Below are 15280 nucleotides of genomic sequence, written 5' to 3'. Positions count from 1 at the left end.
GGCTTACGCAAACTTAGAGGTCGAGGCAAAATTTTATTTTAATGAGGGCGTTTAGCTAAACTAAATGACCGAATTAAAATAACATTTTAACGAAGAGATCGAAGCTTTGCCTAGGTCCTGTAAGTTAAATCCTTAATCTGGGAAATAAGATGCCTCGACTTTATACCATAGGACATTCAACTCATTCCTTGCAAGAATTCATAGCGATCCTCGATGTCTACCATATTAGTCACCTGGTTGATGTTCGTACTGTGCCAAAGTCTCGCCATGTCCCCTGGTTTAATAAGGAAGATTTTTCCGTCTCTCTGGCGAAGGAAGCAATTAGTTATACCCATTTATCCAAATTAGGGGGCTTACGGAAGGGCTTCCCTACTTCAATCAACACAGGTTGGCGGAATGCCAGTTTTCGTAATTATGCCGATTACATGCAAACCAAACTCTTTTATGAAGGACTTAAAGAATTGCATGATCTCATTAAAAATAACGCCGCAGTGGCCATCATGTGTGCTGAAGCCGTACCTTGGCGCTGCCATCGCTCACTGATTGCTGATGCAGAAATCATAAGAAACATCAAGGTGTTCGACATTATCAGTAAAAGCTCAATCCAACCGCATAAACTAACAGACTTTGCCGTAGTGAATAAACAAACCAGACCTTTCCAGATTTATTACCCTAAACCCTGATATTATTGACGCCCCTCTTTATCCTGCAGACGAATGCCATCTGACTCGATGCTAATGACACCTTGTTTATAGAGTTGACCTATTGCGCTCTTGAAGCTTTTTTTACTCTCGCTAAATGCACGTTGGATTTCCAGTGGTGAACTTTTATCATGCAGTGGTAAAAAACCACCCTTTTTTTGTAATTGCGCCACGATACGCTGGGCTAATTCCTGGATGCTATCCTGGCCGGTTTTTCTTAAGGCTATATCAATCTTTCCATCTTCTCTTATCGCTTTTATATAACCGCGTAGTCTTTTTCCATAACTCAAAATCTGAAAGATGTCCCCGGAGTGGATTAGCCCCCAGTGGCTATCATTAATAATGACCTTGGTACCTAAAGGGGTGGTTTCGGCAATCAGTAGATTGACTTCCTCACCCGGCTTGTAGGGAGCTGGTAATTGATCCAGAAAGTGATCTATTTTGGAACTGGCAATAATACGCCCTTCATTATCCTGTTTCACATAAACGAGATACGATTTATCTTTTTCCATCGGACGACGTTGTTCAGGTCGAGGAACTAATAAATCTTTCTCCAATCCCCAATCAAGAAAAGCACCTATGCGATTAACATCAACTACTTTTAAAAAAGCAAAACTGCCTACTTTGGCACGGGGCGCCAAGGTTGTGGCAATAATCTTATCTTCCGAATCGAAATAGATAAACGCATCTACTACATCATTCACCCTGGTACCTTGAGGCACAACTTTATTAGGCAATAAAATTTCGCCCCGGTTACCACCATCCAGGTAAACACCAAACGCGACCTCTTTGATGACTTTTAATTTGTTAAACTGCCCTACTCTAATCATTTTTTTACTCATCTTTTAGTATGGGGCCGAGCTTATCATAGAAATGGCTACTCGATTAAATAAAGTAAAATATAGCCTACTTAGGCTTCTTGTCTGTATGCCTGAACCACTTGGCTAATAGGTCCCAAAAGGCTGCTATTGCCACTATAATGGTAAACAGAAAGATTGCCACCACCATTTGCACGATATCAAAATTAAGCGCATCGCGCGCGACAAACCAACTTGCAATAAAACCTGCTACTACCAAAAGTATACGTACAAGCCATCCCAGCATAACACTCTCCTATCAAACTCCCTAAAGCCTGGTTGCTTCACTATGGCTTGTTTTAATCCCATAAGCCACTGTATGCACTTAAATTAACACCGAAACAGGCCTGCCTGTAATCCCAAGATATCGTTCAGGTTTTTGTCGTTCTCTCGGAAGCGGGAACCTATTTATTAATTATTTAACAGGAGTAACAAATGGTATCAATAGCGTATTTTTATCCCTCTCGGTTACTTTGAGTTAACTAAATTCAGGAATTATGTTATTAATGTTAGTCTTAGGCTCAAAGGTTAGTACTTGATATAAGGATATAAATCGTGTGGCTTAATCTTAGGAATTCATTGGGACCCCTTCTGCTGATTCTGCTATGCCCTCCCTTTGTCATGCTGATGTGGTATACCAATACTGAGTTAGCAGGTTCCTTAGCGACGCTATGGAACATGATAACCCAAAATGGATTGGTACAAACCATTTATGACATATGGAGACCCTATTTTTGGGGTTCAGATACCGCCTGGATGATCATTGGCTGCTTTATAGTCTTTGAAGCCGTCTTAATGCGTTTTCTGCCCGGAAAACCTTTTCAAGGGCCTCTTACACCGAAGGGAAATACCCCGACCTATAAAGCGAATGGCGTTTTAGCCTTCATTACCACGATGGGAACGTTTTGCCTGGCCACGTTTGGCCTGAATTTATTTCCTGCAACCATCCTGTATGACAATCTGGGTAGTATCTTAGGCGCTCTTAACCTTTTTAGCCTTCTTTTCTGCGTCCTATTGTATCTTAAAGGACGCTTTTATCCTTCATCAACCGATGCAAGTATCAGCAATAATATTTTATTTGATTACTATTGGGGAACAGAGCTATACCCACAAATTTTTGGTTGGCATATTAAAAAATTTATTACTTGCCGTTTTGGCATGATGAGTTGGGGATTATTCCTTCTCTCTTATTGTGCCAAACAAGCAGAATTGAGTGGGCTAGCGAATTCAATGCTCCTCTCTGTCTCATTACAATTCTTGTATATAGCCAAATTCTTTATTTGGGAAACAGGCTATTTACGCTCATTAGACATTATGCATGATCGAGCTGGCTTTTATATTTGCTGGGGTTGCCTGGTCTGGGTTCCTTGTATTTACACCTCGCCCAGTATGTATCTTGTACTTCACCCAATTCATTTAAATTTTGTATGGGTTGCACTTATTTTAAGTCTGGGGGCAGCCAGTATCCTTATCAATTATCTTGCTGACAAACAACGAATTCGAGCAAGGGAATCAGCAGGCAATTGCAAAATATGGGGCAAGAAACCCTTGATTTTGCCTGCCCATTATAAAACGAGCGAAGGAAATACGAAGAAAACCTTACTACTTGCCTCAGGATGGTGGGGTCTTGCAAGGCATTTTCATTATGTCCCAGAGCTTACCAGCGCCTTTTTTTGGTCAGTCCCTGCCCTTTTTACCCACTTCGCCCCTTATTTTTATGTTTGTTTCCTGACAATTCTCCTCATCGACCGTGCTTTTCGTGATGATAAACGGTGCGCTGAAAAATATGGTCAAGACTGGAATGAATATTGTGCGCTGGTGCCTTATAAAATCATTCCTTTCTTAATTTAAGGAACTCTGTTGACGCCCCCTATCGGGCTCAGGCTCAAAAGGGGTGCCTATACCACAACCCCAAATTTTAGTTATTGAACCCTTATTCGTTTAACCTCGAAACGAAAACCCACCTGTAGATCAGGTGTTTTTTTCTTGCCTCATCACAATTAATTGTTTATCTGTGATGCCAATTACCTAAAAAACCTTCGATTTAATCCAGAATATTTTGATTGGCAAATTGATTGGCGATGATTGGAATACTCCCAATCATCCTGAGACCTGGCAAAGACTCTATAAAAAAGGATGAAAATTCAGCAACACCGGCTTGTTTAAAAATAAGCTCCGCAGGCGCTCATGTTATGAGCGCCTGCCAAAGATTCCACGTAGCAACAAAAGTCCTATACCGGCAGCAATTAACAGGGTTTTAAGGGGATTTTCCTTGGCCGCTTGCATAATTATTTCTTTAGATGCTTGCATCTCATCCTCAATCTCCGCAAACGTATTTTTTCCCTTTTCATACAGTTCTTCGCTTAATGTTTTAATCTCTCTAAGCAATGGCTGTGCAGATTCATTGAAATGAGTATCAGGATCACAAGCTTGCTTAAGAAATTGAACGTCCTTTTTCTCATTCATAAGCGTTCCCTAATACCTGAGTTTAGTGCGCGCGTTTTTTCAGCCCTTTCTGCAAAACTCGTGTGGTTCGTTTAATCTCTTTCTTTGTTTGCCTGGCTGCCTCTTCTTTCAGCTCAAATAGATGCTTTTCTAAAATATGAAAGGCTTCTTCAAAGTAATCGATTGCCTTATGTCCATTATCAAACAATAGTGAGACATTTCTATCCAAAATTTCTTCTGGACGATTAAGATCCTTTAATTGCTCGGGTTTCATATAAGAAAAATTTTGCAGCGTTTTAAGATTAAGCTCGAGTAGTTCTCGCATAGGCTGAACAGAATTAAGTAAATTTTTTCCTAAAAGCCTATTCTGGGTTTGCTGTTGCAATCGTAGGGATTCTTCCTTGCTCATCGTTCTCTCCTTTTGCTAATGTATGATTAATTATAGACCATTTAGAATTTCTCCAGAGTATGCCTACTCTTCACAACTCAAGAAAGAACTAATCATTAGGGGGGACGAGGCTTGGAAACAGCTATGAAATAAGAATCACCGCAAGATGATTCTTATTATTAAAGAGAGACTACAAGTAACAAGATAAAACGCCACATCAGAGCGATTTAAAAATAATTTCTATATTCTTACCATCTTCTTTTTCTCTTGCGGCAATCCACTCTTGAATGGCTGATGGTAATTGACCACGACGACTAGGATCATTGGTGAAGTAGCTTACTTTTCTCTCATCGGAGTTTAAAACTGCAGTCCAAATCAGATTATCACTGGTCATTATGATACAGTTCCCAGGTCCTATGCCTCGTATAAATCCTGAACGGACAGAGGCTTTAGGATCGGTACTTTGCTCACTATCCCCTGCCCCCCCGCATCCTGATATAAACTGAGAGTAATCATTACCCACCAGTTTCTTAAACCGGTCTTCCTGTTGTTTTGAATCTAACAAGCCCAGTTCTACAAGATTAAGGGATTTCTTTTTACCATTTTTGACATAATTACCGCTGAAGAAAACCCCATTTCCTGCGTAATAAGTACAACCAGCATTTTGGGTGACAACAAGCCCCTTATTTACAAATTGAAATAGCAGTTGGCAAGGTGGATTACCGCCCTCTGCATTTTTATCAATCGTTAGAGCATCCTTACCAATAAAGAACGCTTTATTGTCCAGTTCGCCTGTATTACCTCCGTTATTTGCCAAAATGGTATAACTGAAACCTTTTGAGTCAACAGCAGTAATTTCCAAAGCGGACTGCCCATACTGATTGCTATAGTCAGCAAGCCAAGTCCCGGTGGCAATCTGCTTCTGGATAGGTTGCGAAGCTGGCAGCAAGGCATGTAGCGCATTGATCCGTTGATCATAAGCGTTAGCAAGACAGGATGTAGATTGACAGCGATTTCGTTCTTTTAGCCATTGCTTTTGGCTTTCTGTTAATTGGCTACTTGAGGCCGTGTTAGAAAGTTGGTTATATAAAAGACTCAAATAACTATCTTTTATACTGAGTTCCTGCTCATTGCAAATCATTTTCTCTACAGCACTACCTGCCTTTTGGCAATCATAACTGGCCGCATAACTAATACTAATTGCACTGAGAAATAGTGGACCGGATACAGCAAAAAATCTTCTCATAATAGTCCCTTACTAACTAATTACCCTGAATATAATCTATCAAGGGGACTCTGTATACACGCATTAGAACTATTCCTCAGACAGCTTCCCATTAGCAGTCTTGATGTCATTTATGAGCAAGCATCACTCAAAGAATATTCACTGGATTATATGACTTGTACTGCTCATACTTATACTCAATTGCTTTAGCACCTTGGTTATGAGGAAACACCATGAAGATAAGAAACATTTTTTTAATCTCAATTCTATTCCTCTCTGGGATTGCCTGTGCAAACGACTCCACCGCTGAATTAGCTTCAGGAGGTTTAGTTTTCACTAAAAATGCTTTCATTGAATTACAATCGGAAGAACTCTTTTTATCCTTAAAGAAGGTACGCATTCGTTATATTTTTTTTAATAAATCGGATAAACCTATTAAGGCTTTGGTAGCCTTTCCTTTACCCTTAATTAAAAGCTACCGCTATGATAGACAATTTGCAGTTTTACCAGTCGATGATCCAGTCAATCCTGTGGGTTTCGTCACTCGCGTCAATAACCAGCCGATTAAAATGTCCATCCACCAAAAAGCGCTGGTTAAAAATAAGGACCAAACCGCTATACTCAAAAAGTACAAGCTTCCTTTATCACCTGAATACAGTCAAACCAAAAAAGCCTTACTGGCTATTCCCAAACAGCAATGGCCGGAATTAGAATCACTTGGCCTCATTTGGCTTGAGGAATTCGACGATGGCAAAGGAATGAGAAAGGAACCGCAACCTGCATGGGACTTAAAAACCACTTATACCTGGGAGCAAATTTTTCCACCCAGGCAAGCTATTATTATTGAACATGAATACCAACCGGTGGTTGGCTCATCAGCAGGCACCAGTATAGGCACTTCGTATGCAATCCATGAAAAATGGTATAAAGAATTTGTTACAAAATACTGCATCAGCGACCATTTACAAAAAAGTTTAACCCCCAAAACCAAAAACAGTACGCCCCCTTATACGGAAGGACGCCTGGCTTATATTCTTAAAACCGGCGCCAACTGGGCAGGACCGATTCGCAATTTTACCCTAACAATTGATAAAGGTGACAAGAAAAATATACTAAGCTTTTGTGGAAAAAAAGAAGCAAAACAAATTTCAGCGACTCAATTTCAAATAAAGAAAAAAAATTTTATCCCCTCGCAGAATTTAGATATTCTTTTCCTTATTCCTTACACCGACCCGATTGAATAAATTTTGAAACACTGTAATTCCACTTTGTTTCCTCCATACAATTTATTCAATTATTCGATTTAATTTTTTCTTAATAAAATTGATTTAAAATAGATCAATTTTTTTGGCGCTTAGGGTACTTTGATGGGTAAACCTATTCAGATACAAGAAATAATTGCAATAAACAATAGCGGGGAAATCCTACAATCAAAAGCAAAAGAGTTAAGAGGTACGGCTTGGTATATTAAGGACACCAATTCCATTACTGACGATAGGGTAACTCGTATGGCCGCTCATATAGAAAATCTTGCGGCTCAAGCAAATACAGCACATAGAAAACTAGAAATAACAACAGCCGATGTTTTAGTAACCCGCTTAAGCCTGAATGAATTTAGCCTGTACACCAAAGAGAGTCCTTTAAGCCTGGACGAATATAAATTACTTATTAAAAGAATCGATGGCATTGCTTCTAAACTCCCCGCCAATATCCATCTTTTATTAGCAACCATCCCTGTTTATTGGCCCGATAATAGTGTCCATAATTGTGCCTTATATGTTCAATCAGCAAGCTCAGCGACCGAAAGGCCAATTATCAACCATTTCGCCAAAAAAAATTACTCTGCGGTTGATTTCCATTATGTCAACAAAGCAGGGGATCCCTTGCCTTTGCGTGGGGATGAATACGGATCCAATGCCTGCCCCACAATTGTTTTAAAGGATACCGAAGTACGAACTATGGATCCTCATCAATTTGAGAGTGCATTAAAGATAATAACTGCTGAAGGCGAATCCTTTATCACTCTTATAGATATTTGCCTGGATCATAAAGAAAGAGTTGCTGAAAAAAATTTAGTGGGTTTGCTAGCGCAATTACAACGACGGGGTTTAAAGATTCCACTTTATATGAGTCAGCTAATCACCTCTCATACCATTGCCCCTATTAGAAAAAATATTTTTGCTTCATTGACCCAAGCAGATACAACCTATAAAGCTGTGGATAGATTGTTTCCTAATGAAACGCTCCACTTACTGTCCCCATTTGGCGATTGTACTGACCTCACCCTCTTTCCACCAACCTATCTGGAAATACCTTATAGAAAACGGGTACTACGCCATCTTAGTGCAACGATACCTGGACAGACTATTTTGGAAGAGACAATAACACACCCTCGCATAGCCCTGTATTTACAGAAACGAATCCGATCGCTTGCAGCGCTAGGGATAACTATGAGTGAAGAAACACAGCAACGATATCAAACCTGGGTAGATAGCTTTCTTTTTTCTATATCTAATCTTCTGAATGAACCAGGCATTGCAGGAGCGTCTACAATAGCAAGTATAGATAGTCCTGCTTCAACAGCAACAGAGGATTCTGATACGCAAGATCTAAGTAATGCCGAACATTGGGTAGAGGCACTATTGACTGATCTGCTGGATGAACCAGCAAGTATGGAGAACTCTACAACACCAGTCACCCAGGACGGGACGTCAACATCAAGTACAGAAGAGGATTCTACTGCTCTGGAGCTAAGTAATGCGGAACATTGGGTAGAGTTACTACTGACCGATCTGCCGGATGAATCGGCGGACATCGAGGATTCTACAACGGTGGATCTCAGTAATGCCGAACATTGGGTAGAGGCACTGCTGGATGAATCAACGAGTTTGAATGATTCTACCGCATCCACTACTATCGATGATCCATCAACATCAAGTAGAACAGATGACTCTGGCTCCGATCTCGATGACGACAAGTTTTGGGTAAATGTACGGTTAACAGGCAGTTCAGTACATCCATCCAGTAGCTCATCACCACCCCCTACTACAGAGATACTCTCATCCCCAGATTGGCAAGATTCAACCATCCCTCATGATAAGCCCAAAGATACGGAAAAATCATTCCCTTGTTCTGCCACAAGAAGCTCAGAAAGTCCTTTATATTACGACAGTAATCCTTACAGTTTATTTTTTAGCGGTGCCGCAAAAGAGGTTGGGGAATTAAAGCGCCCTTTTAAAAACCATGCTACTACAATTGAAACCTACCCTCGATTTGTTACTAATCATAAAGTAGCAAGAAACGACGCAGTGGAAAAGCGACGGCATTATAGGACCATGGTATAAAGCGGATAGCGCCTTCTCTGTTCGTGTGCTTTTTGCATATACTTTAATTTATTGGCCTATGCGAGTTACCCTCATGGAAAAGAGGACATTGACTGTATTAGCGGTCGTTCTGTTTATTGGTTTTTTCCGTGTTGCTTTAATATTTACAACGCCATTTCAAGCCGCACTGACTCAAATCGATCCGAATCAAATGGGCTATATGGGCTTGCTGCAAAATCCAATCATCCATTTATTATTCTGTTTAAGCCTCCTAATCATGCTCGGTGGTTTTTATTATGCTTTCAATAATCTTAGCCCTGAAAGCAGCTTGGGCAAAACCAATATTATCTTTATCCTGATTGGAGGATTAATCTGTATTGCAATAGCAATTCTGTGGAACAACTGGAACTATATTCATAGCCAATTTACAACCTTGATCACCCTGTTGACCTACGAAGCCTATAATCCACAATCAGCACCCAATCTAAGTTATTATCAATGGAAATACGCTCTGAATCCTGCAAAGGTTACTATGGGTTTATTACTTATCCCCCTGTTTCTTCCCTTAGTCTATTACTTAAAAAAAACTCGGAAAAACAAGAATCTGCCAACTTCAAAACGCTAGTTCATCTCAATTCACTCAAAATCAGAACAAATGCAACTAGCGGTGGGAGTAGAGGCAGAACAGTGGAAACAAACCTGGCTCATTGTAGTCACCTTTGAACACCCCCTCCCAAACTGAATAACACCGTAAATACCGGTAAAGGCTGTGCTGCTACTACTTTATTATTTATGCGCACAAAAGAACACAATGCTCTATAATTAATCAAATAATCCTCTAATTGGAACGCTTATGATCCATATCAACCTTTTAAATGATTTGGTGCAATTCACTCTGGCAGGCACACCTGAAGAACAAGCGAGAGATAAAGACTATTTAGAGAATGCTTTATGTGAACGATACATTGACTACAGCAACTCTACAGGAAAAACCGTGTCTGATTGTGATCTCTATGTACATATTTCTAATTTTAAGTCGGCTAATGAGATTAGAGACATGCTCACACCAGATTTAGGCGTCCAAGATAAAAAGAAGCCTCAGTTTTTCCAAAATCCATCCGTGAATTATAAATTTCAAACACAAAACAAAATTGGCGTTGATGAATTAATTGATAACAAAATCGAGATACTGAGGGCAGGGCCACGTTGGCCGCAGGATACGTAAAATCGCATGTCTCTTTATCAAGCTACACATAATAAAAGCCAGTGCCTAAATGCAATGATATTCAGTTCAAACCAGCTCTCGTTATTTTTTATTTCAATAAGATACAGGAAAAATTTCCCCCGAAATCATCCTCTCCCGCATGATACGCGCGTCTGCAGCTAAAAAATCTTTTGTCGGTATAAGTATCGATGCCCATCTGTCCAATCGATTTTAAACGCAAGTTGACCAAACCTCTTTCGACAAACCCCGGTAAATCAAACATGAAATGATTTAATTTCTCAGCGCTTTTGAAATAACGGCAATTGTCCTGGTTTTCATGAATAAATGCCTCGAAAAAATCATGACCGACTTCATAAGAAGACTGAGCAATACAAGGACTAAGAGCCGCCACGACTCTCTCGGGGGTAGCACCTAGCTCTTGCATTTTATGGATAGTTGATTCTAACACGCCCGCTTTGGCGCCTCGCCATCCGGCATGGGCGAGCCCAATGACACCTGCTTGCTCATCAGCGAATAAAACAATAGGGCAATCGGCACTATCTGAACCTAAAAGGATATTTTTTTGCTTTGTTACCATTGCATCTGCTTCAATGGTCTCATTCTCTGGCCAATGCTCATCAACAATCACGGCCTTATTACCATGAACATTTTTTACGGTTACCAAGGAGGTTAGAGGATATCCCAAAAATGTGGTAATTCTTCGTCTATTTTCCTCCACTCTTCTGGGTTCATCATCACTGCCATAAGCACAGTTAAGAGAAGAATACCTCCCTTCACTCACCCCGCCGCGTCGCGTGAAAAAGGCATGTTTAATCGATGATAATTGCCTTAACGTTGGCTCCTGCAGCGCTTCCAGCGTGTTATCGTTCTTTTTATCGTGCTTAAATGTCAAAATGCGTCCTTTAATCCATTACGTAACGTTGGTATTTTAAAAACGCCAACTGCGCTTTCACAGCAGGCCATTCGCTTGCAATAATGCTGTAAACATAGGTATCTCGTAAAGTACCATTAGGCATCACCATATGATTGCGCAAAATACCATCCAACTTGGCTCCCAGACGCTCGATACCACGTTGACTTTGGCGGTTAAGAGCATGCGTACGAAACTCTACAGCAATGCAATTTAGGGATTCAAACGCATGGTTTAGCATTAACAGTTTGCACTCGGTATTAAGACCCGTACGTTGCACAGTTTTACTATACCAGGTTCCCCCTATTTCCAAACGATTATTGACATGATCAATATTTAAGTAGGTTGTCATTCCAATTGCTTTTTGGGTTTGATTATTGATAACAGCAAAGGGCAACATCGTCCCGTCGGCTTGCATTTTTAATCGCAAATCAATATTTTCCCGCATTTTCTGGGGCTCCGGCACAAAGGTAAACCAGAGTTTCCACAACTCCCCATCGTTTACTGCCTCTACTAAATCATCATGATACTCATGGCATAACGGCCTTAAGGTACAGTAATCGCCCCGCAGGATTATTGGTTTATTTAAATTTGTCATCGAAGTCCCTCAATCCGGATTTTCTCTCAAGTTTATGGAATAAATGATACACAGGGTAGCCCCGTCTTTTACTTATGATTTAACATAATGAAGTAAGCCTTCTGAATAATTTGAATAAGGATCATTAAAATGCCTAAGGATGAAGGACAGCTTCATGATATCTACGTTGATTGGAACCAATCATCAGGATCTAAAGAAGAGACTGAGCATAGCGCGGTAAGGCCATGGACACGTTTTATGGCAAGAATGATAGACAATACTCTATTCACTATCCTGTTTGGCTGGATTTTAGTATTTCTCGTGCCCGCTTTTATGGAGGGAATCAATGATACCATTTTTGGTTTTTTATCCTTAGTTGCCTGGATCTTCGTAGAAACTCTCTTATTAATTACCCTAGGCAGCACTTTCGGGAAATGGCTGTTAAGGATTCAAATCATACCCAATGATGGACAAAGACCAACGTTGCCCCATGCTTTTAAACGAAGTGTAAAAGTTTGGTTTTTTGGCTTGGCAATGGGTATTCCCTTTATTAACCTGTTCACGCTCATTTCAGCCCATAGTAACTTAAGTAAAAACAGAATCACAAGCTGGGATAAAGCGGAAAAATTTACCATTAATCATGGTGAAATAAACATTTATCGAGGAATCGCTGCCTGGGTTATAATCATAACGCCGATTGCCTTTGCAATTATGGCTAGAGAATTCAGTTAGAATCACAAGCTTGGGGTACCCAAAGTACTCCATTCGCTGGATAGAAGTGAAAAGAGGATTTAGAAATAGACAAAAATTCCATTTATTTTAAAGCGGTTATTGAATCAACAATGGTCTTTAAAATAAAAAGGGCTGCTCCCTTTTTATTTAATCGCTGGGTATCGCATGCCAAACAACGGTATCCTAACTATTTATTTCAAGCCAATACAGAAGTCTTAGTCAATGATCTCACGCTTGCACTGGCTAAAAGTCTGGAGTTAATCTGGCGTAAAGAGAACCAAACCAAACGCGATGTTCCGGAATGGTGTGGAGGATTTCTATTGGAAGCAGCAGCGTCTGCACTCAATGTTCAATGGTCCCAAGAATACATTTGCAAACAGACTCCTGAGTATAAAGAGTTGTTTTTTCTTAAAACCGTCACCCAATATTTAAAGATGGATACGGTCGCCATTAAAAAAGTAGAGGCACTTTATAACCATTTAATCACTAAACAAACCAATCCTATAGAGCAAGACGATAACAAAAATGAAAAAATTATTGATCTCAAAAAATTTAAAAAGAATAAATACCCCAATAACCTTTTCAAAAATAGAATCGTTAACTACCTGGAGTCTATTTTCTTCGAAAAGCATTTCCTGATGTTTAGCGACATTCTTAAAAATAAATTCCCTCTCCCCCTGGCAGATTTTTTTAGTGACGAGGAGATGATGAAACTCGTCAACGCTGTCAGACGATAATTACCCTCTCATTTACCGAAACATACTGGGAGAATAATTATGGTGCTTCGCCTCATCCAACGCATTCACCTGGTTTTCAGCAAGCATCAGGAGTAATTCATCAATTTGACGATTAAAATCGTTAAGGTCACCTGGACCAATAACCAAATGATTTTGATTACTTTGATCATCAATAGTGAATAAACTCCGTACCTTTTCTTTATCAACAGAATTTTCAAACCTGATATGAAGTAATGAGTCCTTCTCCGTTATTCCCGAAACTTTGCCGAAATAATGACTTAACACCAGTTCATATTTCTTATGGGTTAATTCCTTAATTCTATTTGCATTCTCTTGAGCAATGATTGCATTGAATTGTTCTACGGCGTTTTTATTGATAGATAAGACGTTGTGCTTAATCGTGTAATTTTCTTTTAGCGCTTTAAATTCTTTTTCCAGAGCCTGTTTATCGATTTCGTCTTTAAACGCTATCTCAAAAACCGGGCTCTCTTTATTGTCTTTCATCTCAATAGGTTGTTGGCCTAAAACTCTCTCGAAAGCGGCTTTGATGGCATGAGTTAATTTCATATGATGCATCCAGGGGCGTTTTGTAATTTATTATAACATATAGATATATATTTTATCATTTATGCGGGTCCGAAACGCTGCCAAACAACTTCCCATGCCCTTTCAATTTCACCGCGGCGACGTATTACTCAAGTGTTTTTTTATAAAGAATTTCTTCCAGCAACGCGCCACCTTCATAGAATTCTTCTATTCTCGTGTAATCGGTCACGACAAATCCCAGCGACTCATAAAAGCGCCGCGCTTGGGAGTTGTCAGATAAAACCCAAAGGTAGACTGATTTAAAACCTAATTTTGATAACTCAGACAATGCTATCGTACATAATTGAGTGCCTAATCCCTGACGCCAATAATCTGGATGCAAATAAATAGCGCTGATCTCGCCTTTTAATACATCTGGTTTTAGATCACGAAATTCACAGATACTCGCAAACCCAACCATTTTATGATCAATTTCAAGAACTAATATTTTTACACCTTGTTTTATAAGGTCTTGCCATTGCTGAGTACGCTCTTGGACGGATAAATTCTGTAAGATAGACTCAGGAATAAACTCTTTGTACATTTCCTGCCAGGAACGGATATGGTTGATAGCAATCGCTTCGGCATCTTCAAAAACAGCGAATCGAATAACTGGCGTTGAATTTTTATTCATAGCAAAAAACGAATAAGAAAAGAAACTGCTATTTATCACTAATTCGAGTTAGATTCTACGTATAGTCGAAAATAGTTTTGGAATAAACCCGACTACATTGCATTTTGGCGTAATTTTTATTACGGAAAGAGCAGTTAATCTTTATTTTGAGTTCCTGCATAATAATAGGCAACAAACTTTTAAGGAGTCCGCAGCACTTCTTGTCTTGGAAGTATTACGGACAATGCTGGTTTTTTACGATATGGAGAGATCTACAAACGTACGCTTTTAGGAGTACATGCATCAACAATGGCATAACCGACATCGGCAATTGCTCCCGCTATCGCTGCAGCAGTATCAACAACTGTCGACAAGGTACGCGTAGCTAATGCGGTCAAATCCCATAAGGTATCGGTGAGAGCAGACCCTGCAAAGTAGGCAGCCTGTAAAACATTAGTAAAAAATTCCGGCACACTTTTGTTGATATTACCTACGTCGAGAAAAACGATATTAATAGCTGTTTCCAGAACGTTGCGACAGGCATGAAGGCAAGATTGTACCGCTAAGGTCAAATCAACTATTGGGGCGACAACAGGTGATCTTAACTGTGTTCTAACATCTGCAAGAGAGTCGAATGGCCGGAAAAAACTTGCCCCACTATTTATTTTGACACCGCTTTCTTTATATGCATAATCTTTAATAGCATATGCTCTTTTAAATACACTTTCTTTCTTTCCGTACATCCTATTACCTATATGATTAAAAAATTGCATAGTACCATTAATTGCTATACGACGCTATATCGCAGTGTGGTAACATCGGATGCTGTAAAAATCCGAAAATCAGCAGACTCTACAAGCCGTTCGCGCCCCATCCTTTATACTTTATGAACAACTGGCAGATGGTTTATTCATAACCATAATGGTACAATGGGAGCAAATTTCTCGCTTGTTGTGCCAAGG

At 39.8% G+C, this 15280-nt stretch carries 18 protein-coding genes; 8 read left to right on the top strand and 10 right to left on the bottom strand.

All coding sequences use genetic code 11. From position 1 onward, the window contains the following. Nucleotides 1-149: 149 nt before the first annotated feature. The gene (locus DYC89_RS06200) at nucleotides 150-683 is read left to right on the top strand and encodes a DUF488 family protein (RefSeq protein WP_115220985.1); all 534 of its coding nucleotides are present in this window, start codon (nucleotides 150-152) and stop codon (nucleotides 681-683) included. 2 nt (nucleotides 684-685) lie between these two features. On the opposite strand, the gene DYC89_RS06195 is transcribed toward DYC89_RS06200, so the two are convergent. Continuing rightward, a complete protein-coding gene (locus DYC89_RS06195) occupies nucleotides 686-1531 on the bottom strand; it encodes a CvfB family protein (protein ID WP_115220984.1) in 846 nt (281 codons plus the stop codon). A gap of 76 nt (nucleotides 1532-1607) precedes the next feature. After that, nucleotides 1608-1805, bottom strand: coding sequence for a hypothetical protein (locus DYC89_RS06190; protein WP_115220983.1), 198 nt, complete (start codon nucleotides 1803-1805; stop codon nucleotides 1608-1610). 308 nt (nucleotides 1806-2113) lie between these two features. Here DYC89_RS06190 and DYC89_RS06185 point away from each other — a divergent pair, with 308 nt between their 5' ends. After that, complete coding sequence (locus DYC89_RS06185; protein ID WP_115220982.1) at nucleotides 2114-3409, top strand: 7-dehydrocholesterol reductase; 1296 nt, start codon at nucleotides 2114-2116, stop codon at nucleotides 3407-3409. 339 nt (nucleotides 3410-3748) lie between these two features. Here the strand turns inward: DYC89_RS06185 and DYC89_RS06180 are convergent, their stop codons facing one another. The 3 genes from DYC89_RS06180 to DYC89_RS06170 all read right to left on the bottom strand — a co-directional run bounded on the left by DYC89_RS06180 (nucleotide 3749) and on the right by DYC89_RS06170 (nucleotide 5637). Continuing rightward, nucleotides 3749-4024 (bottom strand): hypothetical protein, encoded by a 276-nt coding sequence (locus tag DYC89_RS06180; RefSeq protein WP_115220981.1) that lies wholly within the window; start codon nucleotides 4022-4024, stop codon nucleotides 3749-3751. A 22-nt stretch (nucleotides 4025-4046) separates the two neighbouring features. After that, a complete protein-coding gene (locus DYC89_RS06175; protein WP_115220980.1) occupies nucleotides 4047-4412 on the bottom strand; it encodes a phasin family protein in 366 nt (121 codons plus the stop codon). Nucleotides 4413-4608: 196 nt separating this feature from the next. Continuing rightward, nucleotides 4609-5637 carry a lysozyme inhibitor LprI family protein gene (locus tag DYC89_RS06170; protein ID WP_115220979.1) on the bottom strand — a complete coding sequence of 343 codons (1029 nt, stop codon included), beginning with the start codon at nucleotides 5635-5637 and terminating at the stop codon, nucleotides 4609-4611. Nucleotides 5638-5849: 212 nt separating this feature from the next. Here DYC89_RS06170 and DYC89_RS06165 point away from each other — a divergent pair, with 212 nt between their 5' ends. The 4 genes from DYC89_RS06165 to DYC89_RS06150 all read left to right on the top strand — a co-directional run bounded on the left by DYC89_RS06165 (nucleotide 5850) and on the right by DYC89_RS06150 (nucleotide 10164). Next, nucleotides 5850-6860: a DUF4424 family protein gene (locus tag DYC89_RS06165; RefSeq protein ID WP_115220978.1), complete on the top strand. Its 1011-nt coding sequence runs from the start codon at nucleotides 5850-5852 to the stop codon at nucleotides 6858-6860. Nucleotides 6861-6983: 123 nt separating this feature from the next. Further along, nucleotides 6984-8960 carry a hypothetical protein gene (locus DYC89_RS06160; RefSeq protein WP_115220977.1) on the top strand — a complete coding sequence of 659 codons (1977 nt, stop codon included), beginning with the start codon at nucleotides 6984-6986 and terminating at the stop codon, nucleotides 8958-8960. 73 nt (nucleotides 8961-9033) lie between these two features. Next, a complete protein-coding gene (locus DYC89_RS06155) occupies nucleotides 9034-9564 on the top strand; it encodes a hypothetical protein (protein WP_147285482.1) in 531 nt (176 codons plus the stop codon). 228 nt (nucleotides 9565-9792) lie between these two features. Beyond that, entirely contained in the window at nucleotides 9793-10164 is a 372-nt protein-coding gene (locus tag DYC89_RS06150) for a hypothetical protein (RefSeq protein WP_115220975.1), read from the top strand. Between the two features lie 88 nt (nucleotides 10165-10252). Here the strand turns inward: DYC89_RS06150 and DYC89_RS06145 are convergent, their stop codons facing one another. Together DYC89_RS06145 and DYC89_RS06140 are read right to left on the bottom strand one after the other, a co-directional pair. Further along, nucleotides 10253-11056, bottom strand: a complete 804-nt coding sequence (locus DYC89_RS06145) for a polyphenol oxidase family protein (protein WP_220271773.1) — start codon at nucleotides 11054-11056, stop codon at nucleotides 10253-10255. A 10-nt stretch (nucleotides 11057-11066) separates the two neighbouring features. Further along, nucleotides 11067-11672: a GNAT family N-acetyltransferase gene (locus DYC89_RS06140; RefSeq protein ID WP_115220974.1), complete on the bottom strand. Its 606-nt coding sequence runs from the start codon at nucleotides 11670-11672 to the stop codon at nucleotides 11067-11069. Nucleotides 11673-11801: 129 nt separating this feature from the next. On the opposite strand from DYC89_RS06140, the gene DYC89_RS06135 reads away from it, so the two are divergent. Both DYC89_RS06135 and DYC89_RS06130 read left to right on the top strand, forming a co-directional pair. Beyond that, on the top strand, nucleotides 11802-12383 hold the full coding sequence (locus DYC89_RS06135; protein ID WP_115220973.1) for an RDD family protein: 582 nt from the start codon (nucleotides 11802-11804) through the stop codon (nucleotides 12381-12383). Between the two features lie 110 nt (nucleotides 12384-12493). After that, nucleotides 12494-13120: a hypothetical protein gene (locus DYC89_RS06130; protein WP_115220972.1), complete on the top strand. Its 627-nt coding sequence runs from the start codon at nucleotides 12494-12496 to the stop codon at nucleotides 13118-13120. Nucleotides 13121-13132: 12 nt separating this feature from the next. Here the strand turns inward: DYC89_RS06130 and DYC89_RS06125 are convergent, their stop codons facing one another. From DYC89_RS06125 to DYC89_RS06115, 3 genes are all read right to left on the bottom strand, one after another. Next, nucleotides 13133-13687 (bottom strand): hypothetical protein, encoded by a 555-nt coding sequence (locus DYC89_RS06125; RefSeq protein ID WP_115220971.1) that lies wholly within the window; start codon nucleotides 13685-13687, stop codon nucleotides 13133-13135. A gap of 124 nt (nucleotides 13688-13811) precedes the next feature. Further along, entirely contained in the window at nucleotides 13812-14339 is a 528-nt protein-coding gene (locus DYC89_RS06120; RefSeq protein ID WP_115220970.1) for a GNAT family N-acetyltransferase, read from the bottom strand. Between the two features lie 251 nt (nucleotides 14340-14590). After that, nucleotides 14591-15061, bottom strand: coding sequence for a hypothetical protein (locus tag DYC89_RS06115; protein WP_115220969.1), 471 nt, complete (start codon nucleotides 15059-15061; stop codon nucleotides 14591-14593). Nucleotides 15062-15280 lie beyond the last annotated feature (219 nt).

Origin of the sequence: Legionella donaldsonii (assembly GCF_900452385.1) — a bacterium.
Taxonomy (GTDB): Bacteria; Pseudomonadota; Gammaproteobacteria; order Legionellales; family Legionellaceae; genus Tatlockia; species Tatlockia donaldsonii.
This window is presented reverse-complemented; position numbering and strand designations above follow the sequence as displayed.